Raw genomic sequence first — 21,796 nt, 5'->3', positions numbered from 1 at the left:
GATGAGCAGCACCGCAAGCACGACCACCACCACGACCGCCGTGGCGCGGGTCCCCGGATCCCCCGAGGCCCGCGCCGCGCGCGGCGGCACCAGGCTCGCCTATCTGAGGTATGTGGCGGGAAAGCTGGGCGGCGCGGCCGTCTCGCTCTTCGCCGTCCTCGTCACCAGCTTCTTCCTCTTCAGGATCATCCCCGGCGACCCGGTCAAGGCCATGACCCATGGCATGCCGACCAGCGCCGAACAACTGGCCACACTGCGCCGCCAGTTCGGTCTCGATCTGCCGCTGTGGCAGCAGTTCACGGACTACTGTGCTGGTGCGCTGAGCGGCGACCTCGGGACGTCGTACCAGTTCCACGCCCCCGTCGGTGAGCTCATCACGCAGAAGGTCCCCGCGACGCTGCTGCTCACCGGTGTCGCCGTGGTGATCTACTCGGCGCTCGGGCTGTGGCTGGGCACGCGCTCCGCCTGGCGGCACGGCGGGCTCGGCGACAAGCTCAACACGGGCGTGGCGCTGACCCTGTGGTCGGTGCCGTCGTTCTGGCTCGGCCTGCTGCTGATCATCGTCTTCTCGGTGGGCCTCGGCCCGGTGCCGGGGATGTTCCCGACCGGCGGTATGGAATCCGGCAGCGAGACCGGTTTCGCCTACGTCCTCGACGTGGCGCATCACATGGTGCTGCCGGTGCTGACCCTGGTGGCGGTGGGGTACGCCCAGACGCTGCTGGTGATGCGCTCCTCGCTGCTCGACGAGATGGGCAGCGACTATCTGACGACGGCGCGGGCGAAGGGGCTGCGGGACGACGACGTACGCCGCCGGCACGCCGTGCCCAATGCGCTGCTGCCGACCGTGACCATGGTGTTCATCAACCTGGGGCATGTGGCGGCAGGTTCGATCCTCGTGGAGACGGTGTTCTCCTGGCCGGGGCTCGGCGGGCTGTTCTACCAGGCGCTGAGCGTGCCCGACCTGCCGCTGGTCCAGGGTCTGTTCGTCGTGTTCGCGGGGGCGATGATCCTGATGAACCTGCTCGCCGACCTGCTGTATCCCCTGCTCGACCCGAGGGTGGGCCGATGACAAGCGCACTCGTCTGGGAGCGACGCCGTGGTTCGGTGGCCCGCTTCTGGCGCCAGTACCGTACGCACCGTGCGGGCCTCGCCGGGCTCGCCGGACTCGCACTCCTCACCCTGATCGCGCTCGCCTCGCCGCTGCTCGTGGGCAGCGACGTCCAGAGCGTCACCGACGCGCCCGGTACGGCACTGGAGCCACCGAGCTCCGAATTCCCGCTCGGGACCGACCAGTTCGGGCGCTCACTGTTCGGGCTGCTGATCTGGGGTGCGCGGATCTCGCTGACCGTGGGACTGCTCGCCGCGGCCCTGTCGGTGGCGATCGGCACGGTGGTCGGCATCCTCGCCGGGCACTACGGCGGCTGGTTCTCGACGGTCGTCATGCGCATCACCGACTGGTTCCTGGTGATGCCGACGCTGGTGCTGGCGATCGTCCTGGCGACGGTGATGTCCCGCAGTGTGTGGACGGTGATCCTGGCGATCGGCGTCACGTCCTGGCCGACGACGGCACGGCTGGTCCGGGCACAGACGATCGCGGTCGAGTCCCGCCCGTACATCGAGCGCGCGAAGGCGCTCGGCGGCGGACACGGACACGTCATGGCCCGCCATGTGCTGCCGAACGTGATGCCTCTGGTGCTCGCGCAGACGACGCTCGGCATCTCCACCGCGATCCTGACCGAGGCGACGCTCGCGTTCCTCGGGCTCGGCGATCCCACGGTCGTGTCGTGGGGCGGCATGCTCCAGGACGCGCGGGAGGCCGGGGCCGTGTCCTCGGGCCACTGGTGGTACCTGGCCCCGCCCGGAATCGCGGTCGCGCTCGTCGCGCTCGCCTTCACGTTGTGCGGGCGGGCCGTCGAATCCGTGCTCAACCCGAAGCTTGGAGTGGGCCGTTGAGCCTCCTCGAGATCAAGGACCTGAGGGTCACGTACGGCACGGGGGCGGCCGCCGTGCCCGCCGTACGAGGCGTCGACCTGACCGTCGGGGCGGGGCAGAAGCTGGGCCTCGCCGGGGAGTCGGGGTGCGGGAAGTCCACGCTGGCGCTGGCGCTCCTGCGGCTGCTGCCCGCATCGGCCCGGCTGACCGGGGAGATCCTGCTGGACGGCGAGGACGTCCTGGCGATGAAGTGGGGCCGGCTGCGGGCCATGCGGTGGGCGGGCGCGTCGATCGTGTTCCAGGGCGCCATGCACTCGCTCAACGCCGTGCAGCGGATCGGCGACCAGATCGCCGAGCCCCTGCTCGTGCACCGGCAGGCGACACCGGGCGCGGCGCGCAGGCGCGTGGGTGACCTGCTGGAGCAGGTCGGGCTGCCCGCCGCGCGCGCCGAGGCCTATCCGCACGAGCTGTCCGGAGGGCAGCGGCAGCGCGTGATGATCGCCATGGCGCTCGCCTGCGGCCCGCGGCTGATCGTCGCCGACGAGCCGACGACCGCGCTCGATGTGATGATCCAGGCGCAGATCCTGCGGCTCATCGAGCAGCTGGTCGCCTCGGAGGACATCAGCCTGCTGATGATCAGTCACGATCTGGCGGTGCTCGCGGACACCTGCGACCGGCTCGCGGTGATGTACGCGGGACGGGTCGTGGAGGAGGGTCCGGCGCGGGAGGTGTACGACGCGGCGGAGCATCCGTACGGGCGGGCCCTGTCGGCCGCGTTCCCGCGTATCGGCGACCCGGCGTCGCGGCGGGCCCCCCGGGGGCTGGCAGGAGACCCGCCGGACCCGGCGGCGCTGCCGGGCGGCTGCGCGTTCCACCCCCGGTGCCCGGTGGCGCTCGAGGTGTGCGCGGAGGACGACCAGGAGCTGCGCGAGGCGGGGACGGGACGACGAGCGGCGTGCGTGCACGTCGGGGCGGCGGTGGAAGCGTGAGTGCGAGCGGGACGAGCATCGAGGAGTCCACCATGGCGACGGCCCCCCTCCTGTCGGCCGCGGGGCTGCGCGTCACCTTCCCCGGGCGGCGGGGCGCGCCGGCCGCACGCGCCGTCGACGGGGTCGACCTGGACATCGGCGCCGGGGAGATCGTCGCGCTCGTCGGCGAGTCCGGCTGCGGCAAGACGTCGCTCGCGCGGACGCTGCTCGGGCTGGTCGAGCCGACGGCGGGCAGGGTGACGTTCGGCGGTGCGCCGCTGTCGTACGGGTCGCCGGCGCTGAAGGCGTACCGCAGACGCGTCCAGCTGGTGCTGCAGGACCCGAGCGGTTCGCTCAACCCGCGGCACACCGTGTACGACGCGGTGGCGGAGGGCCTGCGGATCCACGGGTACGACGGGGACGAGCGGGCGGCCGTCGCCGAGGCGCTCTCCCGGGCCGGTCTCCGGCCGCCCGAGCGCTTCTTCCTGCGCTATCCGCACGAGCTGTCCGGCGGCCAGCGCCAGCGCGTCGTCATCGCGGGCGCCCTGGTCCTCCAGCCGGAACTGATCGTCGCCGACGAGCCGGTGGCCTCGCTCGACGCGTCCGTACGGGGCGAGATCCTGGCCCTGCTGCTGCGGCTGCGGGACGAGCTGGGCCTCTCCGCGCTGGTGGTGACCCACGACCTGGGTCTGGCGTGGAACATCGCGGACCGGGTCGCCGTGATGTACCTGGGCCGGATCGTGGAGACCGGCACGGTCGAGTCGGTCCTGACGAACCCGCAGCACCCGTACACGCAGGCGCTGCTCTCGGTGCTCCCCGAGTCCACCGAACCGCCGGTGGTCCTCACCGGAGAGCCCCCGGACCCCTCCCGCATCCCGTCCGGCTGCCGCTTCCACGCCCGCTGCCAGGTCCTCGCCTCGGGCGACGCGGACACGGCGGGCGTCGCCTCCCGGTGCCGAACGGAGGACCCCCAGGTCCTTCCCGGGTCCGGCCTCAGCGCGGTGGCCTGCCACTGGGCCGAGGGGCGCTGAGCCGCCACGTGCCGGGCCCGTCCGCGGCCCGGTGGGTGGCGTGCGCTACGCGTCGTGCTCGGCGGTCAGTTCGCGGGCACGCTTCACGTCGTCCGCGATGGCCTCCAGCAGGGCCTCGATGGAGTCGAACTTCGCCATGCCGCGCACGTACGCGAGGAAGTCGACGGCCACGTGCAGGCCGTACAGGTCGAGCCCGACGCGGTCGATCGCGTACGCCTCGACCGTGCGCTCCGTGCCGTCGAACTGCGGGTTCGTGCCGACGGAGATGGCGGCCGGCATGCGCTCGCCGTCGGCGGTGAGCCAGCCCGCGTAGACGCCGTCCGCGGGGATCGCGGTGTGCGGGAGGGTCTCGACGTTCGCCGTCGGGTAGCCGAGCTCGCGGCCGCGCTGGGCGCCGCGGACGACGACGCCCTCGACGCGGTGGGGGCGGCCGAGGATCTCGGCGGCGCCCTCGACGTCGCCCTCGGCGACGAGGCGCCGGGTCAGCGTCGACGAGAAGGGCTCGCCGCCGCCCGCTTCGCCGCGCACGTACAGGTCGACGACCTCGACCTCGTAGTCGTACGTACGCCCCATCTCGGCCAGGAAGTCGACGTTCCCCGCCGCCTTGTGGCCGAAGCGGAAGTTCGGGCCCTCGATCACCCCGCGGGCATGCAGCTTGTCGACGAGGACCTTCACGATGAAGTCCGCCGGCGAGAGCTTGGAGAACTCCGACGTGAAGGGGAGGATCAGCACCGCGTCCACGCCGAGCTCCGCGATCAGCTCGGCACGCCGGTGGTGCGGGGCGAGCAGCGGCGGATGGCTGCCGGGGCGGACGACCTCGCTCGGGTGCGGGTCGAAGGTGACGACGACCGACGGCACGGCGAGCTCACGCGCGCGCTCCACGGCCCGCCCGATGATCAGCTGGTGGCCCCGGTGCACACCGTCGTAGGAACCGATGGTGACGACGCTGCGCCCCCAGTCCTGGGGAATGTCCTCCAAGCCACGCCAGCGCTGCACTGTGACCGCTCCTCGCCCGAAGCCGGTCCGAAACCGAACCGAACCTGTGTACGTGATTACGAATTACGCAGGTCTAAGACTGCCATGCCCGCCGCCGTCGGTCGGCATCGGCACCTGGCTGCGCGGATCTGCGGTGCTCAGCCGCGGCAGAACGCCGCCGGAGCGCCCCCCAGTGCACCCTCCGTTCACTCCGAGCGCCCGCCCCTGGGGGTGAATCCATGGCGCGTGGCGGACAGATCCCTTGCGAGGGGGATCGTGGAGCGGGCAGCGGCCGTGCCCGCTCCACGGTGGGGGCCACAGAGCCCTCGAGCAGCTGCGCGTCAGGCGAAGACCGCGAGGCTCTTGGCCTTGCCCCTGTGCTCTTCGACGAGGGCCAGAAGGCTGTTCTCCGGCCCGAAGACCGCCACCGGCGCGTCGGTCCCGTACGCCGGCATGTCCAGCCGTACACCGTTCACGAGCAGCCGGGCCCGCTTCTCGTCGACGTCCCAGCGCGGGAACGCCGCCGCGGCGGCCTCCCCGATCGGCATGACCGTCAGCTCCTCCTGGAGCTGGTCCAGCGTCTTCGCCACATCGAGCTTGTACGGGCCCACGCGGGTGCGGCGCAGCGCGGTCAGATGTCCGCCGACGCCGAGCCCGGCGCCCAGGTCACGGGCGAGGGCGCGGATGTACGTGCCCGAGGAGCAGACGACGGAGACGACGAGGTCGACGACGGGGGTGCCGTCGGCGGCGACGGCCTCGCGGATGTCGTAGACCTGGAAGGACGACACGGTCACCGGCCGGGCCGGGATTTCGAAGTCCTCGCCCCCGCGCACGCGCGCGTACGACCGCTTGCCGTCGATCTTGATGGCGCTGACCTTGGACGGGACCTGCATGATCTCGCCGGTCAGCTCGGCGACGCCGGCGTAGATGGCGTCACGCCCGACCCCTGAGGCGTCGGTGGACGAGGTGATCTCGCCCTCGGCGTCGTCCGTGATCGTGTTCTGGCCGAGCCGGATCGTACCGAGGTACTCCTTCTCGGTCAGCGCGAGATGGCCGAGGAGCTTGGTGGCCTTCTCGACGCCGAGGACCAGGACGCCCGTGGCCATCGGGTCGAGGGTGCCGGCGTGGCCGACGCGGCGGGTCCTGGCGATGCCGCGCATCTTGGCGACGACGTCGTGCGAAGTGAAGCCGGACGGCTTGTCGACGATGACAAGTCCGTCCGGCGTACGCTCCTTGTGCGCTCGCTCGTTGTTGTGCTGAGTCATTCGGAGGCTGCGTCCTCGTCCTCCGGCTTGCGGTACGGGTCGGCGTCCCCGGCGTACGTCTTGCCCGTGGAGGCCTCACGGACCTCCGCGTCCTTGGCACGCGCCTTGTCGAGCAGATCGTCGATCGTGCGCGCGGTGTCGGGCAGGGCGTCCGGGACGAAGCTCAGGGTCGGCGTGAAGCGGACCCCGGTCTGCCGTCCGACCTCGGAGCGGAGGATGCCCTTGGCGGACTCCAGCGCCGCGGCGGACGCGGCACGCTCCTCGTCGTCCCCGTAGACCGTGTAGAAGACCGTGGCCTCCCGCAGGTCGCCGGTGACCCGGGCATCCGTGATCGTGACGAAGCCCAGCCGCGGATCCTTGATTCGCCGGTCCAGGGTCTCCGCGACCACGACCTGGATGCGATCGGCCAGCTTGCGGGCCCGCGCGTTGTCGGCCACCGGTCCTTCTCCTCTTTCGCTCTTCTTAGTCTTCGTCCCCGTGCAGCCGCCGTCGAACCGACAGCAGCTCCACTTCGGGCCGGCCGGCGACGAGTCGCTCGCACCGGTCCAGTACGTCTGTGAGGTGTCCCGGATCCCCGGACACCGCCGCGAGGCCGATCTCGGCCCTGCGGTGGAGGTTCTGCCCGCCCACTTCGGCCACCGCCACCGCGTACTTGCGCTGGAGCTCGGCCACGATCGGGCGGACTACGGAGCGTTTTTCCTTCAGCGAGTGAACGTCGCCGAGGAGCAGATCGAAGGACAGCGTCCCCACATACATGTATGCCCGGATGTCCCGCCGGTACGGGGTTGGTTATGCCCTGCCCGCTCTTGGCAGGGACACAAGAACCGTACACGCACGGCCGGGGCCGATCGACGGGATTACGTCCCGTCGACCGGCCCCGACTCCGATCGTCAGGGGGCTCCGCCCCCGGAGATGTGCGTCAGCCGCGCGGCTTCTCGCGCATCTCGTACGTCGCGATGACGTCGTCGATCTTGATGTCGTTGAAGTTTCCGAGGTTGATACCACCCTCGAAGCCTTCGCGGATCTCGGTGACGTCGTCCTTGAAGCGACGCAGACCCTCGATGTTGAGGTTCTCCGCGATGACCTTGCCGTCGCGGATGAGGCGCGCCTTGGTGTTCCGCCTGACCTCGCCGGAGCGGATGATGACACCCGCGATGTTGCCCAGCTTGGACGAGCGGAAGACCTCGCGGATCTCCGCCGTACCGAGCTCGACCTCTTCGTACTCCGGCTTGAGCATGCCCTTGAGGGCCGCCTCGATCTCCTCGATCGCCTGGTAGATGACCGAGTAGTAGCGGACGTCCACACCCTCGCGCTCGGCCATCTGCGTGGCACGCCCGGCGGCGCGCACGTTGAAGCCGATCACGATGGCGTCGGAGCCGGTCGCCAGGTCGATGTCCGACTCGGTGACCGCACCGACACCGCGGTGCAGCACCCGGATGTCGACCTCTTCGCCGACGTCGAGCTGGAGCAGCGAGGACTCGAGAGCCTCGACCGAACCGGACGCGTCGCCCTTGATGATGAGGTTGAGCTGCTGGACCTCGCCCGCCTTGAGCACCTTGTCGAGGTCCTCGAGGGACACCCGGCGGGTGCGCTTGGCGAACGCGGCGTTGCGCTCACGGGCGGCACGCTTCTCGGCGATCTGACGGGCCGTACGGTCCTCGTCGACGACCAGGAAGTTGTCGCCGGCGCCCGGGACGTTGGTGAGACCCAGGACCAGGACGGGAGTCGACGGAGTCGCCTCCTCGACGTTGTTGCCCTTGTCGTCGAGCATCGCGCGGACTCGTCCGTACGCGTCGCCGACGACCATCGTGTCACCGATGCGGAGGGTGCCTCGCTGGACCAGGACGGTCGAGACGGCACCGCGGCCGCGGTCGAGGTGGGACTCGATCGCGATGCCCTGCGCGTCCTGCTCCGGGTTGGCACGGAGGTCCAGGGCGGCGTCCGCCGTCAGGACCACGGCCTCCAGCAGGCTCTCGATGTTCAGACCCTGCTTGGCGGAGATGTCGACGAACATGGTGTCGCCGCCGTACTCCTCGGCCACCAGGCCGTACTCGGTCAGCTGACCGCGCACCTTCGTCGGGTCCGCGCCCTCGACGTCGATCTTGTTGACCGCGACGACGATCGGGACATCCGCGGCCTTGGCGTGGTTGAGCGCCTCGACCGTCTGCGGCATGACACCGTCGTTGGCCGCGACCACCAGGATCGCGATGTCGGTGGACTTGGCACCACGGGCACGCATGGCGGTGAACGCCTCGTGACCCGGGGTGTCGATGAAGGTGATGCGACGCTCTTCGTCGTTGACCTCGGTGGAGACCTGGTACGCACCGATGTGCTGCGTGATACCGCCGGCCTCGCCCGCGACGACGTTCGTCTTGCGGATCGCGTCCAGCAGTCGGGTCTTACCGTGGTCGACGTGACCCATGACGGTCACCACCGGCGGACGCGCGACCAGGAGCTCCTCGCCGCCCTCGTCCTCGCCGAACTCGATGTCGAAGGACTCGAGCAGCTCGCGGTCCTCCTCCTCCGGGCTGACGATCTGAACCGTGTAGTTCATCTCGTCGCCGAGGAGCTGCAGCGTCGCGTCGGAGACGGACTGCGTGGCCGTGACCATCTCGCCGAGGTTCATCATCACGGCGACGAGCGACGCCGGGTTGGCGTTGATCTTCTCCGCGAAGTCGGTGAGGGAGGCACCGCGCGACAGGCGAATGGTCTCGCCGTTGCCGCGAGGCAGCATCACACCGCCGACCGACGGGGCCTGCATGGCCTCGTACTCCTGGCGCCGCTGCCGCTTCGACTTGCGACCACGACGCGCCGGACCGCCGGGACGGCCGAACGCACCCTGCGTGCCACCACGGCCGCCGGGACCACCCGGACGTCCGCCGAAGCCGGGACGGCCACCGCCGCCACCGAAGCCGCCACCGCCACCGCCACCGGGGCCACCGCCACCGGGACGGCCGGCGAAGCCGCCGCCACCACCGGGACGACCGCCGCCGCCGGGACCCGCGGGACGACCCGCGAAGCCGCCGCCGGGACGACCGGCACCACCGGGACGACCGGCGCCACCGGGACCGCGGCCACCGCCACCGCTACCGGGGCCACCGCCGGGACGCGGGCCGGCAGCGGGACGCTGCGGCATCATGCCCGGGTTCGGACGGTTACCGGCCGGGCCACCGCCGGGGCGGGGCGCCTGCGGACGCGGCATGCCGCCCGGAGTCGGACGGGGCCCACCGGTACCGGCCTGCGGACGGGGACCGCCCTGACCGGCGCCCTGCGGACGCGGACCACCCGGGGCACCGGGGCCACCGGGACGCGGGGCACCGCCCGGACGGGGCGCCTGCGGGCGCGCCATGCCGGTGGAGCCACCAGAGGTGAACGGGTTGTTGCCCGGACGCGGACCCGCGGGACGGGCACCGCCCGGACGCGGGGCCTGACGCTCGCCACCGGGGCGCGGGGCACCGGGGCGGCCGGAGCCGCGCTCGCCCTGACCGGGGCGGGCGGCCGGACGCGGGCCGGGAGTGGCACCGGGCCGGGGACCGGCGGCCGGAGCCGACGGAGGCGCGGTGAACTCGGGCGCGGCCGGAGCGGCCGGGGCCGGCTTCGGGGCGGCCGGGGGCTTGGGGCCCGGAGTCGGCCGCGGGCCGGGGGTCGGGGCCGCGGAAACAGTCTTGGAAGCCTCGGCAACGGCCGGCTTGGGAGCCGGGGCACCGGGCTTGGGGGCAGCGGGACGCGCCGCCTGCGCCGGGGAGGGCGCGGCGGGCTTCGCGGGCGTCGCCTTGCGCGGCGCCGCGGGCTTTCCTGCGGCACGGCCGGAGCCGCTGCCCTGCTGGAAAGCATCAGTCAATTTGCGTACAACCGGCGCCTCGATCGTCGAGGACGCCGAACGGACGAATTCACCGAGTTCTTGGAGCTTGGCCATGACGACCTTGCTCTCCACACCGAACTCCTTGGCGAGTTCGTATACCCGGACCTTAGCCACTTCGCTCCTTTTAGGTCCGGGTTACCGCCGGACCGTCGCTACTTCATGGGCGTACTCATCGCGTACTCATCGAGTGCTCATCGCAATCTCGACCTACTTCCAACTCGCGAGGTACCTGACCGCACGGTGCTCCGTGCCGTACTTCTTCTTACGGTGCTGCCTGCTCGACATACCGGCGAACATCCGCAACATCGAGCGGCCCCTGGACCCTGAAGGCCCTCGGGAACGCCCGGCGGCGGACCGCCAAGTCGAGACAGACCGAGGCGGGGTGCACATACGCACCCCGGCCGGGCAGCGTACCGCGATGATCGGGGACACATGCACCCTCGACCGCCACGATGCGCAGCAGTTCGCTCTTGGCCGCTCGCTCCCGGCATCCCACGCAGGTTCGCTCAGGGCATGCTCCGGCTTGCGTCCGGCCAGACACACTCAAGTCTACCTCCCCGTACCGACCTCACCCCTTTGGGGCAAAAATCGAACAGTTGATGGCTCGAAACTCGTGGCGATGACCCGTGTACGAACGGGTACGCCCCGTGATCTATTCCTGCGGTGCCCGGGTCCGGGGGCCGTCCCCGGGAGGACACAGCCGGGGCCCGCGTCAGCCCTGCTCACGGGCCTGCTGCGAGGCCTGCTCGGCAGGTGCGGCCTGCTCCGTGTCCGGGCGGATGTCGATGCGCCAGCCGGTGAGCCGGGCGGCCAGGCGGGCGTTCTGCCCTTCCTTGCCGATCGCCAGCGACAGCTGGTAGTCGGGCACCGTCACCCGGGCGGAACGGGCCCCGAGATCCACGATCTCGACCTTGGAGACCCGGGCCGGAGAGAGCGCGTGGGCGACCATCTCGGCCGGGTCGTCCGACCAGTCGACGATGTCGATCTTCTCGCCGTGCAGCTCGGCCATGACATTGCGCACACGTCCGCCCATCGGGCCGATGCACGCGCCCTTGGCGTTGAGCCCGCTGCGCGTCGACCGCACGGCGATCTTCGTCCGGTGGCCGGCCTCGCGGGCGATGGCCGCGATCTCGACCGAGCCGTCGGCGATCTCCGGGACCTCCAGGGCGAAGAGCTTCTTCACCAGATTGGGATGCGTCCTCGACAGGGTGACGGACGGGCCGCGCACGCCCTTGGCCACCCGGACGACGTACGTCCGAAGACGCAGGCCGTGCGTGTACTCCTCGCCGGGCACCTGCTCCTGCACCGGCAGGATGGCCTCCAGCTTGTCGTCCAGCCTCACCAGGACGTTCTTGGGGTCCTTGCCCTGCTGGACCTGGCCGGCGACGACATCGCCCTCACGGCGGGCGTACTCACCGAAGGTCACGTCGTTCTCGGCGTCCCGCAGCCGCTGCTGGATGACCTGGCGGGCCGTCGACGCGGCGATGCGGCCGAAGTCGTGCGGGGTGTCGTCGAACTCGCGGGGCTCCTGGCCCTCCTCGAGCTCGGAGGGGTCCTCCTTCGCCCACACCGTCACGTGCCCCGTCTGCCGGTTGAGCTCGACCCGTGCGTGGCGGCGGCTGTCCGGGGTGCGGTGGTACGCGATGAGGAGGGCCGACTCGATCGCGTCGACCAGCAGGTCGAAGGCAATCTCCTTCTCCTGTGCCAAGCCCCTCAGGAGCTTCACGTCGATGTCCACGGCTACGCCTCCTCTTCCTTCTTGTCCTTACGGCTGAATTCGATCTCCACGCGTGCCTTGGCGATCTCCTCGAAGGCGATCCGGCGGGCGGTGGGCTTGCGGCCCTTCACGCCCGGCACCTCCAGGTCGAGACCGTCGTCGTCCAGGTCGAGGATCCGCGCGACCAGCTCTCCGCCCTCGTGCAGCTGGAACCGGGCAAGGCGGCCCTTCGCGCGTACGTAGTGGCGGTGCTCCTTGAGCGGGCGCTCCGCGCCGGGGGAGGTCACCTCGAGCTGGTACTCGCCCTCACCCATGGCGTCGGTCTCGTCGAGCTCGTCGGAGATGACACGGCTCAGCTCGGCGCAGGCGTCCAGATCGACGCCCTCCTCGGAATCCACGACGACGCGCAGCACACGGCGGCGGCCGGCCCGGGACAGCTCGATCTCTTCCAGATCCAGATCCGCGGCGCTGACGAGCGGTTCGAGCAGTCCGCGCAGCCTCTCGCTCTGGGTGGTGCTCATCCGGGTGACTCCTCGGCCGCGTGTGCTGTTGTGGGTTTCGTCGCGTGTCAGCACAAAGGGTATCCGGTCCCGGGGGGTGTTGCCGTCCACCCAGGGCTGACCCGCAGGTACGCTCGCCTGCGGTGATCACACCGAAGCACACAGGTACCGGGCCCGAGGAGAGACGCGTGGAGCGCACCGGGACGACGCGCAGACGGGCGCTCATGGCGACGGGTGCGGTGGCGGCGAGCACGATGGGCGCCGGCTGCTCGTCGGAGGCGCCGGCCGAGCGGCAGGGCAGGGCGCCGGGACCCGTCTCGGCGGAGACGGCGCTGCGGCGGCGCAGTACGACGGCGAGCCGTGCGCTGCTCGCGCGGTACGACGCGGTCCTGATCGCCCATCCGGGGCTGGTGGCGCGGTTGACGCCGCTGCGGGACGCGGTGGCCCGGCACGTGGAGGCGCTGGCGCCGGTGGAGCCGGGGGCCGGCGCATCGGCGTCGGCCGCTGCGGGTGCGCCTGCCGCGGCAAGCGCCGCACCGAGCCCGTCCGCGTCCGCAACGACCGCGGCACCGCCCGTGCCGGCCGATGCCGATGCGGCCGTACGGGAACTCGCCGCAGCCGAACGGAGCACCGCCGACGCGCACACCATCGCCCTCGTCCATGCGCCGCCCGAGTACGCCCGGCTGCTGGCCTCGGTCGCCGCGGCCGGTGCCGTACACACGTACCTGCTGACGAAAGGGGCCCGCTCGTGAGCACCCTGGACGCGGCGCAGGCCGCACTCTCGGCGGAGCACGCCGCCGTGTACGGGTACGGGGTCGTCGGCGGCCGGGTGGGCGACGCCCGCCGGGCCGAGGCGACGGAGGCGTACGCGGCGCACCGGGCCCGGCGCGACGCGCTGGAGCGGACGGTGCGTGACCTGGGTGGGGTGCCCGTGGTGGCGGGCGCCGCTTATGCGCTGCCGTTCCCGCTGCCGGACGCGGCCGCGGCGGTGCGGCTCGCGGCGGTGCTGGAGGACCGGGTCGCGGGCGTCTACTCCGATCTCGTACGGGCCGCCGACGGCCCGCTGCGGCGGGAGGCCGCGGGTGCGCTGCGCGAGGCGGCGGTACGGGCCGTGCGGTGGCGCGGCAGCGGCGTAGCCTTTCCGGGGCTCGCCGAGCGAGCGACATTGCAGTGAAAGGGAACAACGCACGTATGGGTTTCGAACCGCCCCAGCGTCTGGTGCGGGCGCTCGGCGACAGTGACTGGCTCGGACAGCTGCCCAAGCTCCTGGAGGAGGCTGTCGCCCGGCACGGTCTGGACGTCGAGAGGGTGGCGGTGCCCGGCGGGCGGAGCAGCCTGGTCGTCCTCGTACGGCGCGCGGACGGCACACCGGCGGCGCTGAAGCTCGTCCCGCCGTCCGCCGGGGGCGAGGCGGAGCGGGCCGCGCTGGCGCACTGGAACGGCTTCGGTGCGGTGCGCGTGCTGGACGCGTCCGAGGGGGCGCTGGTGCTGGAGCGGCTGCATCCGGAGGTGTCGGTGCGGTCGTTGCCGGAGTCCAAGGCGCTGCTGGAGGCGGCGGGGACGGTGCGGCGGCTGTGGGTAGCGCCGCCGGAGAGCCACGCCTTCGAATCGGTGGCCGAGCGTACGGGCCGGCAGGCCGCCGCGCTGTCGGAGTTCGTCGATGTCGTGCCGTCCGCGCTGGTGGCCGCGGCGGTGGCGGCGCGGGAGGAGCTGATCGCCCGCTCCTCCGAGGCCCCCGAAGACCTCCTGCTCCACGGCGACTTCCGCCAGAGCAAGGTCCTCGGAGGCAACCGCACGCCGTGGCTGGCAGTCGGGCCGGAGCCGGTCGTCGGCGAACGCGCGTACGACCTGGCCCGGCTGGTCCGCGACCGCGTCGAGGACCTCATCGCCTCGGCCTCGGGCCCATCGGCGGCCCGGCGCCGCGTGAACCGCCTCGCGGACTCACTGGACGTGGATCCGGAGCGGCTGCGCGGCTGGACGCTCTTCCGCGCGGTGGAGTCGGGGACGCGGGCAATGGCCTCGGGCCGCGCCCAAGAGGCGGAGCTGACGCTGGAGTTCGCGTCCTGGCTGTGAGGCCCCGCGGCCCGGTGGGTGGCATTGTGCCCACCCGTTCCTCCCCCCGGGACTCCGTCCTGGGGGGAGCCCATGCGGAACGACTGCCCACGAACCAGGGACGGACGGCACCGGGCACACGGCACCCCGGACCGCCGGAGGCGCCCCGCACCGGATCGGCGTACCCGGCACGGGGCCCCCGCCGGGGTCAGGCCAGGACGCGGGCGATGGCCTCCGCCACCGGGAGCTCCTCGCGCTCACCCGTGCGGCGGTCCTTGAGCTCGACGACGCCCTCGGCCGAGCGGCGGCCGGCGACGAGGATCTTCGGGACGCCGATGAGCTCCGCGTCGGTGAACTTCACGCCCGGCGAGACACCCGCACGGTCGTCCACCAGCACCCGCGCGCCGGCGGCACCCAGCTTCTCGGCGACATCGAGCGCCAGCTCGGTCTGGAGCGCCTTGCCCGCGGCGACGACGTGCACGTCCGCCGGGGCGATCTCGCGCGGCCAGCACAGGCCCTGCTCGTCCGCGTGCTGCTCGGCCAGCGCCGCGACCGCGCGCGAGACGCCGATGCCGTACGAGCCCATGGTCACCCGGACGGGCTTGCCGTTCTGGCCGAGCACGTCGAGCTGGAAGGCGTCCGCGTACTTGCGGCCCAGCTGGAAGATGTGGCCGATCTCGATCGCGCGGTCCAGCTTCAGCCCGGTGCCGCAGGACGGGCACGGGTCGCCGTCCTCGACCACGACGACGTCGAGGTAGTCGTCGACCTCGAAGTCACGGCCGCAGACGACGTTCTTCGCGTGCGTGTCCGGCTTGTTCGCACCGGTGATCCACGCCGTGCCCGGCGCGATGCGCGGGTCGGCGATGTAGCGGACCTTCTCCAGGCCCTGCGGACCGACGTAGCCGCGGACCAGGTCCGGGCGGCCCTCGAAGTCCTCGGCGGTGACCAGCTCGACCACGGCCGGCGCGAGGTGGTCGGTGAGCTTGCCGAGGTCGACCTCGCGGTCACCCGGGACGCCGACCGCGACGATCTCGCCGTCGACCTTCACCAGCAGGTTCTTCAGCGTGGCGGAGGCCGGTACACCCAGGTGCTCGGCGAGCGTCTCGATGGTCGGGGTGTCGGGGGTGTCCAGCTCCTCGACCGGCCCGTGCGCGGAGCCGTCGGCGGGGGCGGCCTTGAAGGTCACCGCCTCCGTGTTCGCCGCGTAGTCGCAGGACGGGCAGTACACGAAGGTGTCCTCGCCCGCGGGCGCCGGCGCGAGGAACTCCTCGGACGCCGAGCCGCCCATCGCCCCGGAGACGGCGGAGACGATGCGGTGCCTGAGACCCAGCCGGTCGAAGATCTTGATGTACGCCTCGCGGTGCAGCCGGTACGACTCCGCCAGGCCCTCGTCCGAGGTGTCGAAGGAGTACGAGTCCTTCATCTGGAACTCACGCCCGCGCAGGATGCCCGAGCGCGGACGCGCCTCGTCGCGGTACTTCGTCTGGATCTGGTACAGGATCACCGGCAGGTCCTTGTAGGACGTGCACTGGTCCTTCACCAGCTGGGTGAAGATCTCCTCGTGGGTGGGGCCGAGGAGGTAGTCCGCGCCCTTGCGGTCCTGGAGCCGGAAGAGCTCGGCGCCGTACTCGTTCCAGCGCCCGGTCGCCTCGTACGGCTCCTTCGGCAGCAGCGCGGGCAGCAGTACCTCCTGGGCGCCGATGGCGTCCATCTCCTCGCGCACCACACGCGCGACGTTCTCCAGGACGCGCATGCCCAGCGGCAGCCAGCTCCAGATTCCGGCGGCGTTGCGGCGTACGTAACCCGCGCGGACCAGGAGCTTGTGGCTGAGCGTCTCCGCGTCCGCCGGGTCGTCGCGCAATGTCTTGACCATCAGACGGGACATGCGCTGGACCTGGGCTGCCATGGGTTATCTCCTGCGTACAAGAAAGGGTGATGTGCAGGAGGTTAGCCGGGTGGTCCCGGAGGGCGGAAATCAGTTCCCGCGCCGCAGCGGCAACGGGGCCCCCATCACGGCGTACGGCTTCGGTGCGCTCGGGAAGAGCACCTGGCGGGCCAGGTCCCGGTAGCCGAGGGCGCGGTAGAGGCCGCGGGCCGGGCTCTCGACGTCGATCGCGGAGAGGATCGAGCGGGGCTGGGCGGCGCCGTCCGTGATGGTGGTGATCAGGGTGCGGCCGATGCCCCGGCCCTGGTAGGCGGGGTGGACGTGCAGCTCGGTGATGACGAAGGAGTCGTCGAGCCACTGGTCGTGGCCGCCCCTGCGGAGGTACGGCTCGACGACGGTGGACCACCAGTGGGTGCGGTCGTTGGGCATGCCGTACACGAAGCCGACGAGCCGGCCCTCGGGGTTCGTCGCACCGAGGGCACAGGCGCCGGGGTAGAGCAGATGGCGGAGCACGATATGGCGGCGGATCGCGATCTCGTCGTCGCTGAGTCCGAAGGCGAGGGCCTGCACGGCGAGCGCGTCGTCCACGCGCGCCGCGAGGTTGACGGGTCCGACGACGACATCGTGTTCCATGCCGGGCACCCTACTTGGCCCTGAACTGGTCAGAACAGCACGCTCATGAAGGCGCCCACCTCGCGGAACCCGACGCGGCGGTACGCCGCACGAGCGGCGGTGTTGTAGTCGTTGACGTACAGACTGACGACGGGCGCCACGTCGGCGAGCGCGTAGCGCAGGACCGCGGCCATGCCCGTCTCGGAGAGCCCGCGGCCGCGGAACTCGGGATCGACCCAGACGCCCTGGATCTGGCAGGCCTGCGGAGTCGCGGCGCCGATCTCGGCCTTGAAAACGACCTTGCCGTCGTCGATGCGGGCGAAGGCGCGGCCGGCGCCGACGAGCTCGGCGACGCGGGCCTGGTAGAGCAGTCCGCCGTCGCCGGCGAGCGGGGAGACGCCGACTTCCTCGGTGAACATGGCCACGCACGCGGGCATGATCACCTCCATCTCGTCCTTGCGGATGCGGCGGACGAACGGGTCGGGGGTGGTGTCGTCCGGCATCGACTCGGTGACCATGAGGGGCTGGTGGGCGCGGACCTCGCGGGCCGGTCCCCAGCTGGGTTCGAGGAGCCGCCACAGCAGACCGGCGGACTCGGCGGGGCCGACGATGGAGGAGCAGCGCCGGCCGGCCCTGCGGGCGCGGTCGGCGAAGGCCCGTACGGCCTCCGGAGTGGCGCAGATGGGCACGAGGTTGGCGCCGGAGTAGCAGAGCGAGCGGAGCCTGCCGTTCTCGTACCAGCCCCACATCTCGCCGCCGAGGCGCCAGGGATCGAGCCCGGCGACCTGGACGCGGGACGTGACGAAGGCATTGGCGACGGGCTCGCTCTCCAGTACGGCGAGCGCGGCGCCGAGGTCTCCGGGGTCGAGGACCCGGGTGGTCGTCTGCATCAACAAGGGGGCCGCTCCAACACTCCTTCGGCACCGGTCGGGGCCTGGGCTGCTGACTTCCGCACTGTACCCGGAGATTCTGTGCGGCACCGCATGTGCGAAAGGGACCGGACCCCTGGTGGGGGCCGGTCCCTTCCGGAAACGCGGTGGGTCAGCTGACGGAGACCTCGGGCTCGCCCGAGGCGATTCCGTCCTTCTCCATCTGCTCGGCGATCTTCATGGCCTCTTCGATGAGCGTCTCGACGATCTTCGACTCGGGAACGGTCTTGATGACCTCGCCCTTCACGAAGATCTGGCCCTTGCCGTTGCCGGAGGCGACGCCGAGGTCGGCCTCACGGGCCTCGCCCGGACCGTTGACGACGCAGCCCATGACGGCGACGCGCAGCGGGACCTCCATGCCCTCCAGGCCCGCGGTGACCTGGTCCGCGAGCTTGTAGACGTCGACCTGGGCGCGGCCGCAGGAGGGGCAGGAGACGATTTCCAGACGGCGCTGGCGGAGGTTCAGCGACTCCAGGATCTGGATGCCGACCTTGACCTCCTCGGCCGGCGGCGCGGACAGCGAGACGCGGATGGTGTCGCCGATGCCCTCGCTCAGCAGCGCGCCGAAGGCGACGGCGGACTTGATCGTTCCCTGGAACGCCGGGCCGGCCTCGGTGACGCCGAGGTGCAGCGGGTAGTCGCACTGGGCGGCCAGCTGGCGGTAGGCGTTGACCATGACGACCGGGTCGTTGTGCTTGACCGAGATCTTGATGTCGCGGAAGTCGTGCTCCTCGAAGAGCGACGCCTCCCACAGCGCGGACTCGACGAGCGCCTCGGGGGTGGCCTTGCCGTACTTCTTCAGCAGTCGCGCGTCGAGGGAGCCCGCGTTGACGCCGATGCGGATCGGGGTGCCCGCGTCCTTGGCGGCCCGCGCGATCTCCTTGACCTTGTCGTCGAACTGCTTGATGTTGCCCGGGTTGACCCGGACGGCCGCGCAGCCCGCGTCGATGGCGGCGAACACGTACTTCGGCTGGAAGTGGATGTCCGCGATCACCGGGATCTGCGACTTCCTCGCGATCGTGGCGAGCGCGTCGGCGTCGTCCTGGGTGGGACAGGCGACACGGACGATCTGGCAGCCGGACGCCGTCAGCTCGGCGATCTGCTGCAGCGTCGCCCCGATGTCGGAGGTCCGCGTCGTCGTCATCGACTGCACGGACACGGGAGCGTCTCCGCCGACGGCGACCGAGCCGACCTGGATCTTGCGGCTGACACGGCGGTCGGCGAGCTTGGTCGGAACGGACGGGATACCGAGAGAAATCGCGGTCATCTGCTGTGCAACCCCAAGGTGTGGATCGAGGTCCCGATGTCGGCGGGCTCCAGGCTTTGAGATTACGCCACGCGACTCGGCCTGAGCACACCGCGCCCGCCGTGGCTCCCAAAGAGTGAGTGGCCGGCATCAACCATGGCCGGCCACTCCGGACAGCACCGGGGGTCCGGGGGTTGTCCCCCGGAAAACACAGCACTAAGAGATTTTCACCGGGTTGACGATGTCCGCGACCAGCACGAGCAGCGTGAAGCAGATGAAGATCCCCGCCACCACATAGGCGACCGGCATCAGCTTCGCGACGTCGAACGGTCCCGGGTCGGGCCGCCGGAACACCCTGGCGACATGGCGCCGTACGGACTCCCACAGCGCTCCCGCGATGTGCCCGCCGTCGAGCGGCAGCAGCGGCAGCATGTTGAACAGGAACAGGGAGAGGTTGAAGCCCGCGAGCAGCATCAGGAACGTCGCGATGATGTTCTCGGTGGGGGCGTCCAGGTTGAGCACCTCACCGCTGATGCGAGCCGCGCCGACGACGCCGACCGGGGAGTCGTCCTTGCGCTCGCCGTCACCGAAGGCCGCGTCCCACAGATCGGGCACCTTGGCGGGGATCGAGACGATCGACTCGGCGCCCTTCTCGATCATGTCGCCCATGCGGTCCACGGACTGGCCGAAGGTCTGCGGCACGATCTCGGTCTTGGCGGCGAAGCCGAAGTAGCCGGCCTTGACGAAGCCCTCGGGCACGATCTCCCCGTCGGCGTCCTTCTCGACCACCTCGTTCTCGGCCAGCGTGGCGTGGAGGACCTTCTCCTCGCCGCCGCGCTCGACCGTCACGGTGGCCGGGCCGATGGTGGCGCGGATCCGGTCGGACAGGTCGGCCCAGTCCTTGACCGGCACCCCGTTGAAGGCGACGATCCGGTCGCCCGCCTGGAGACCCGCGGCGTGCGCGGGACCCACCGGGTCGCCCTTCGCGCACTTCTCCCGCTTCTCGCTCTGCTCGATGACGCACTTCTGGACACCGGCCACCTCGGTGGTCTGCACCGGCGTGCCGAACGTCATCAACACGCCGAGGAAGATCGCGACGGCGAGCACCAGGTTCATGAACGGGCCCGCGAACATCACGATGACGCGCTTCCAGGGCTTGCGCGTGTAGAAGAGCCGGGTCTCGTCGCCGGGCTTCAGCTCCTCGAAGGCCGCCGAGCGGGCGTCCTCGATCATTCCGCGCCAGGGCGAGGTGGAGCGGGCCTCGATGCGGCCGTCCTCGCCCGGCGGGAACATCCCGATCATGCGGATGTAGCCGCCGGCCGGGATCGCCTTGATCCCGTACTCCGTCTCGCCCTTGTGCCGCGACCAGATCGTGGGGCCGAAACCGACCATGTACTGGGGCACGCGGATGCCGAAGAGCTTGGCCGTGGAGAGATGGCCGAGCTCGTGCCAGGCGATGGAGAAGAGCAGTCCCACGGCGAAGAGCACTATGCCGAGGACCGTCAACAGAATCGTCATGCGCGAGCCTCCGCTGTCGCCATCGCTGTCTGTGCCGCCAGTTCCCGGGCGCGAGCGCGCGCCCAGGTCTCCGCTTCCAGGACGTCCGGGACCGTCAGAGAGGTTCCCCGTACGCCCTGGTGCTCACCGACGACTGCCGTGACCGTATCCATGATTCCGTTGAACGGCAGCCGTCCCGCGAGAAACGCGTCGACGCACTCCTCGTTCGCGGCATTGAACACCGCCGGGGCCGTCCCGCCCAGTTCCCCCACATGCCGGGCGAGTCCCACGGACGGGAAGGCCTCGTTGTCGAGGGGGAAGAACTCCCAGGTGGAGGCCTTCGACCAGTCGAACGCGGGCGCCGCGTCGGGCACCCGCTGGGGCCAGCCGATGCCGATGGCGATCGGGCCGCGCATGTCGGGCGGGGTGGCCTGGGCGAGGGTCGAGCCGTCCGTGAACTCCACCATCGAGTGGACGTACGACTGGGGGTGGACGACGACCTCGATGCGGTCGAACGGGATGTCGTAGAGGAGGTGTGCCTCGATGACCTCCAGGCCCTTGTTGACGAGCGTCGCGCTGTTGACCGTGATCACCGGGCCCATGGCCCAGGTGGGGTGCGCGAGGGCGTCCTCGGGAGTGACGTCGGCGAGCTCGGCCCTCGTACGGCCGCGGAAGGGGCCACCGGACGCGGTGACGACGAGCTTGCGGACATCGGCGCGGGTGCCCGCGGCCAGGGCCTGGAAGAGCGCGGCGTGCTCGGAGTCCACGGGGATGATCTGGCCGGGCTTCGCCAGCGCCTTGACCAGGGGGCCGCCGACGATCAGCGACTCCTTGTTGGCGAGGGCGAGGGTGCGGCCCGCCTCGAGGGCGGCGAGGGTGGGCGCGAGGCCGATGGAGCCGGTGATGCCGTTGAGCACGGTGTGGCAGTCGGATGCGGCGAGCTCGGCCGCCGCGTCGGGTCCGGCAAGGATCCCGGGGAGCGGCTCGCCCGTCCCGTACCGCGCGCGCAGGGCCTCGCGGAGCGCGGGTACGGCGTCCTCGCGCGCGACGGCGACCGTGCGCACCCGGAGTGTGTGCGCCTGCTCGGCGAGCAGCTCGACCCTGCCGCCCGCGGCGGAGAGCGCGGTGACGCGGAAGCGGTCGGGGTTGCGCAGGACCAGGTCGATGGCCTGCGTACCGATGGACCCGGTGGAGCCGAGGACGACGATGTCCCGGCGGCCTTCGGCCGGATCGAAGGCGATGTGCGGGTCGGCGAGGGGGGATGGGCTGTCGCTCATGCCCCCATTGTGGCCGCATCCGCTGCGGGCCCGGACAGGGCGTCCCCG

At 71.3% G+C, this 21,796-nt stretch carries 21 protein-coding genes; 7 read left to right on the top strand and 14 right to left on the bottom strand.

Annotated features, from left to right (window positions below; translation table 11 throughout):
• The first annotated feature begins 1 nt into the window (after position 1).
• The 4 genes from ACFV9O_RS05070 to ACFV9O_RS05055 are packed head-to-tail and all read left to right on the top strand — an operon-like array spanning position 2 to position 3,931.
• Complete coding sequence (locus ACFV9O_RS05070; RefSeq protein ID WP_385412409.1) at positions 2-1,069, top strand: ABC transporter permease; 1,068 nt, start codon at positions 2-4, stop codon at positions 1,067-1,069.
• Positions 1,066-1,953, top strand: a complete 888-nt coding sequence (locus ACFV9O_RS05065; protein WP_385412406.1) for an ABC transporter permease — start codon at positions 1,066-1,068, stop codon at positions 1,951-1,953. Before ACFV9O_RS05070 ends, ACFV9O_RS05065 begins: the two co-directional genes overlap by 4 nt.
• Positions 1,950-2,921, top strand: coding sequence for an ABC transporter ATP-binding protein (locus ACFV9O_RS05060; protein ID WP_385412404.1), 972 nt, complete (start codon positions 1,950-1,952; stop codon positions 2,919-2,921). Before ACFV9O_RS05065 ends, ACFV9O_RS05060 begins: the two co-directional genes overlap by 4 nt.
• Positions 2,922-2,953: 32 nt before the next feature.
• The gene (locus ACFV9O_RS05055; protein ID WP_385412401.1) at positions 2,954-3,931 is read left to right on the top strand and encodes an oligopeptide/dipeptide ABC transporter ATP-binding protein; all 978 of its coding nucleotides are present in this window, start codon (positions 2,954-2,956) and stop codon (positions 3,929-3,931) included.
• A gap of 45 nt (positions 3,932-3,976) precedes the next feature.
• On the opposite strand, the gene ACFV9O_RS05050 is transcribed toward ACFV9O_RS05055, so the two are convergent.
• The 8 genes from ACFV9O_RS05050 to rimP form a co-directional block, all read right to left on the bottom strand.
• Positions 3,977-4,927 carry a bifunctional riboflavin kinase/FAD synthetase gene (locus ACFV9O_RS05050; RefSeq protein WP_385412400.1) on the bottom strand — a complete coding sequence of 317 codons (951 nt, stop codon included), beginning with the start codon at positions 4,925-4,927 and terminating at the stop codon, positions 3,977-3,979.
• Between the two features lie 320 nt (positions 4,928-5,247).
• A complete protein-coding gene (gene truB / locus ACFV9O_RS05045; protein WP_385412397.1) occupies positions 5,248-6,171 on the bottom strand; it encodes a tRNA pseudouridine(55) synthase TruB in 924 nt (307 codons plus the stop codon).
• Positions 6,168-6,608: a 30S ribosome-binding factor RbfA gene (gene rbfA, locus ACFV9O_RS05040; protein ID WP_385412394.1), complete on the bottom strand. Its 441-nt coding sequence runs from the start codon at positions 6,606-6,608 to the stop codon at positions 6,168-6,170. Before rbfA ends, truB begins: the two co-directional genes overlap by 4 nt.
• A 25-nt stretch (positions 6,609-6,633) precedes the next feature.
• Positions 6,634-6,927 carry a DUF503 domain-containing protein gene (locus ACFV9O_RS05035; protein WP_385412391.1) on the bottom strand — a complete coding sequence of 98 codons (294 nt, stop codon included), beginning with the start codon at positions 6,925-6,927 and terminating at the stop codon, positions 6,634-6,636.
• Positions 6,928-7,090: 163 nt separating this feature from the next.
• Positions 7,091-10,147 carry a translation initiation factor IF-2 gene (gene infB / locus ACFV9O_RS05030; protein WP_385412389.1) on the bottom strand — a complete coding sequence of 1,019 codons (3,057 nt, stop codon included), beginning with the start codon at positions 10,145-10,147 and terminating at the stop codon, positions 7,091-7,093.
• A 148-nt stretch (positions 10,148-10,295) separates the two neighbouring features.
• Positions 10,296-10,574: a YlxR family protein gene (locus ACFV9O_RS05025; RefSeq protein ID WP_385412511.1), complete on the bottom strand. Its 279-nt coding sequence runs from the start codon at positions 10,572-10,574 to the stop codon at positions 10,296-10,298.
• A 171-nt stretch (positions 10,575-10,745) separates the two neighbouring features.
• A complete protein-coding gene (gene nusA / locus ACFV9O_RS05020) occupies positions 10,746-11,771 on the bottom strand; it encodes a transcription termination factor NusA (RefSeq protein WP_385412387.1) in 1,026 nt (341 codons plus the stop codon).
• A 2-nt stretch (positions 11,772-11,773) separates the two neighbouring features.
• Positions 11,774-12,271: a ribosome maturation factor RimP gene (gene rimP / locus ACFV9O_RS05015; protein ID WP_385412384.1), complete on the bottom strand. Its 498-nt coding sequence runs from the start codon at positions 12,269-12,271 to the stop codon at positions 11,774-11,776.
• A gap of 167 nt (positions 12,272-12,438) precedes the next feature.
• On the opposite strand from rimP, the gene ACFV9O_RS05010 reads away from it, so the two are divergent.
• The 3 genes from ACFV9O_RS05010 to ACFV9O_RS05000 are packed head-to-tail and all read left to right on the top strand — an operon-like array spanning position 12,439 to position 14,323.
• Positions 12,439-13,002 carry a hypothetical protein gene (locus tag ACFV9O_RS05010; RefSeq protein ID WP_385412382.1) on the top strand — a complete coding sequence of 188 codons (564 nt, stop codon included), beginning with the start codon at positions 12,439-12,441 and terminating at the stop codon, positions 13,000-13,002.
• Positions 12,999-13,424: a ferritin-like domain-containing protein gene (locus ACFV9O_RS05005; RefSeq protein ID WP_385412379.1), complete on the top strand. Its 426-nt coding sequence runs from the start codon at positions 12,999-13,001 to the stop codon at positions 13,422-13,424. The genes ACFV9O_RS05010 and ACFV9O_RS05005 overlap by 4 nt, the downstream gene beginning before the upstream one ends.
• Positions 13,425-13,441: 17 nt before the next feature.
• Positions 13,442-14,323, top strand: coding sequence for an aminoglycoside phosphotransferase family protein (locus tag ACFV9O_RS05000; protein ID WP_385412376.1), 882 nt, complete (start codon positions 13,442-13,444; stop codon positions 14,321-14,323).
• Between the two features lie 187 nt (positions 14,324-14,510).
• Here ACFV9O_RS05000 and ACFV9O_RS04995 read toward each other — a convergent pair whose 3' ends face one another.
• From ACFV9O_RS04995 to dxr, 6 genes are all read right to left on the bottom strand, one after another.
• A complete protein-coding gene (locus ACFV9O_RS04995; RefSeq protein WP_385412373.1) occupies positions 14,511-16,208 on the bottom strand; it encodes a proline--tRNA ligase in 1,698 nt (565 codons plus the stop codon).
• 69 nt (positions 16,209-16,277) lie between these two features.
• Positions 16,278-16,820 carry a GNAT family N-acetyltransferase gene (locus ACFV9O_RS04990; protein WP_385412372.1) on the bottom strand — a complete coding sequence of 181 codons (543 nt, stop codon included), beginning with the start codon at positions 16,818-16,820 and terminating at the stop codon, positions 16,278-16,280.
• A gap of 29 nt (positions 16,821-16,849) precedes the next feature.
• Entirely contained in the window at positions 16,850-17,695 is an 846-nt protein-coding gene (locus ACFV9O_RS04985) for a GNAT family N-acetyltransferase (RefSeq protein ID WP_385412369.1), read from the bottom strand.
• Positions 17,696-17,840: 145 nt separating this feature from the next.
• Positions 17,841-18,995 carry a flavodoxin-dependent (E)-4-hydroxy-3-methylbut-2-enyl-diphosphate synthase gene (gene ispG, locus ACFV9O_RS04980; protein WP_385412366.1) on the bottom strand — a complete coding sequence of 385 codons (1,155 nt, stop codon included), beginning with the start codon at positions 18,993-18,995 and terminating at the stop codon, positions 17,841-17,843.
• A 195-nt stretch (positions 18,996-19,190) separates the two neighbouring features.
• Positions 19,191-20,492, bottom strand: coding sequence for a M50 family metallopeptidase (locus ACFV9O_RS04975; RefSeq protein ID WP_385412363.1), 1,302 nt, complete (start codon positions 20,490-20,492; stop codon positions 19,191-19,193).
• On the bottom strand, positions 20,489-21,748 hold the full coding sequence (gene dxr, locus ACFV9O_RS04970; protein WP_385412360.1) for a 1-deoxy-D-xylulose-5-phosphate reductoisomerase: 1,260 nt from the start codon (positions 21,746-21,748) through the stop codon (positions 20,489-20,491). Before dxr ends, ACFV9O_RS04975 begins: the two co-directional genes overlap by 4 nt.
• Between the last annotated feature and the right edge of the window lie 48 nt (positions 21,749-21,796).

The organism is Streptomyces sp. NPDC059909 (assembly GCF_042730885.1).
In the GTDB taxonomy this organism is placed as follows: domain Bacteria; phylum Actinomycetota; class Actinomycetes; order Streptomycetales; family Streptomycetaceae; genus Streptomyces.
Note: the sequence above shows the minus strand (reverse complement) of the source record. Positions and strands in the feature narration are given on the sequence as shown.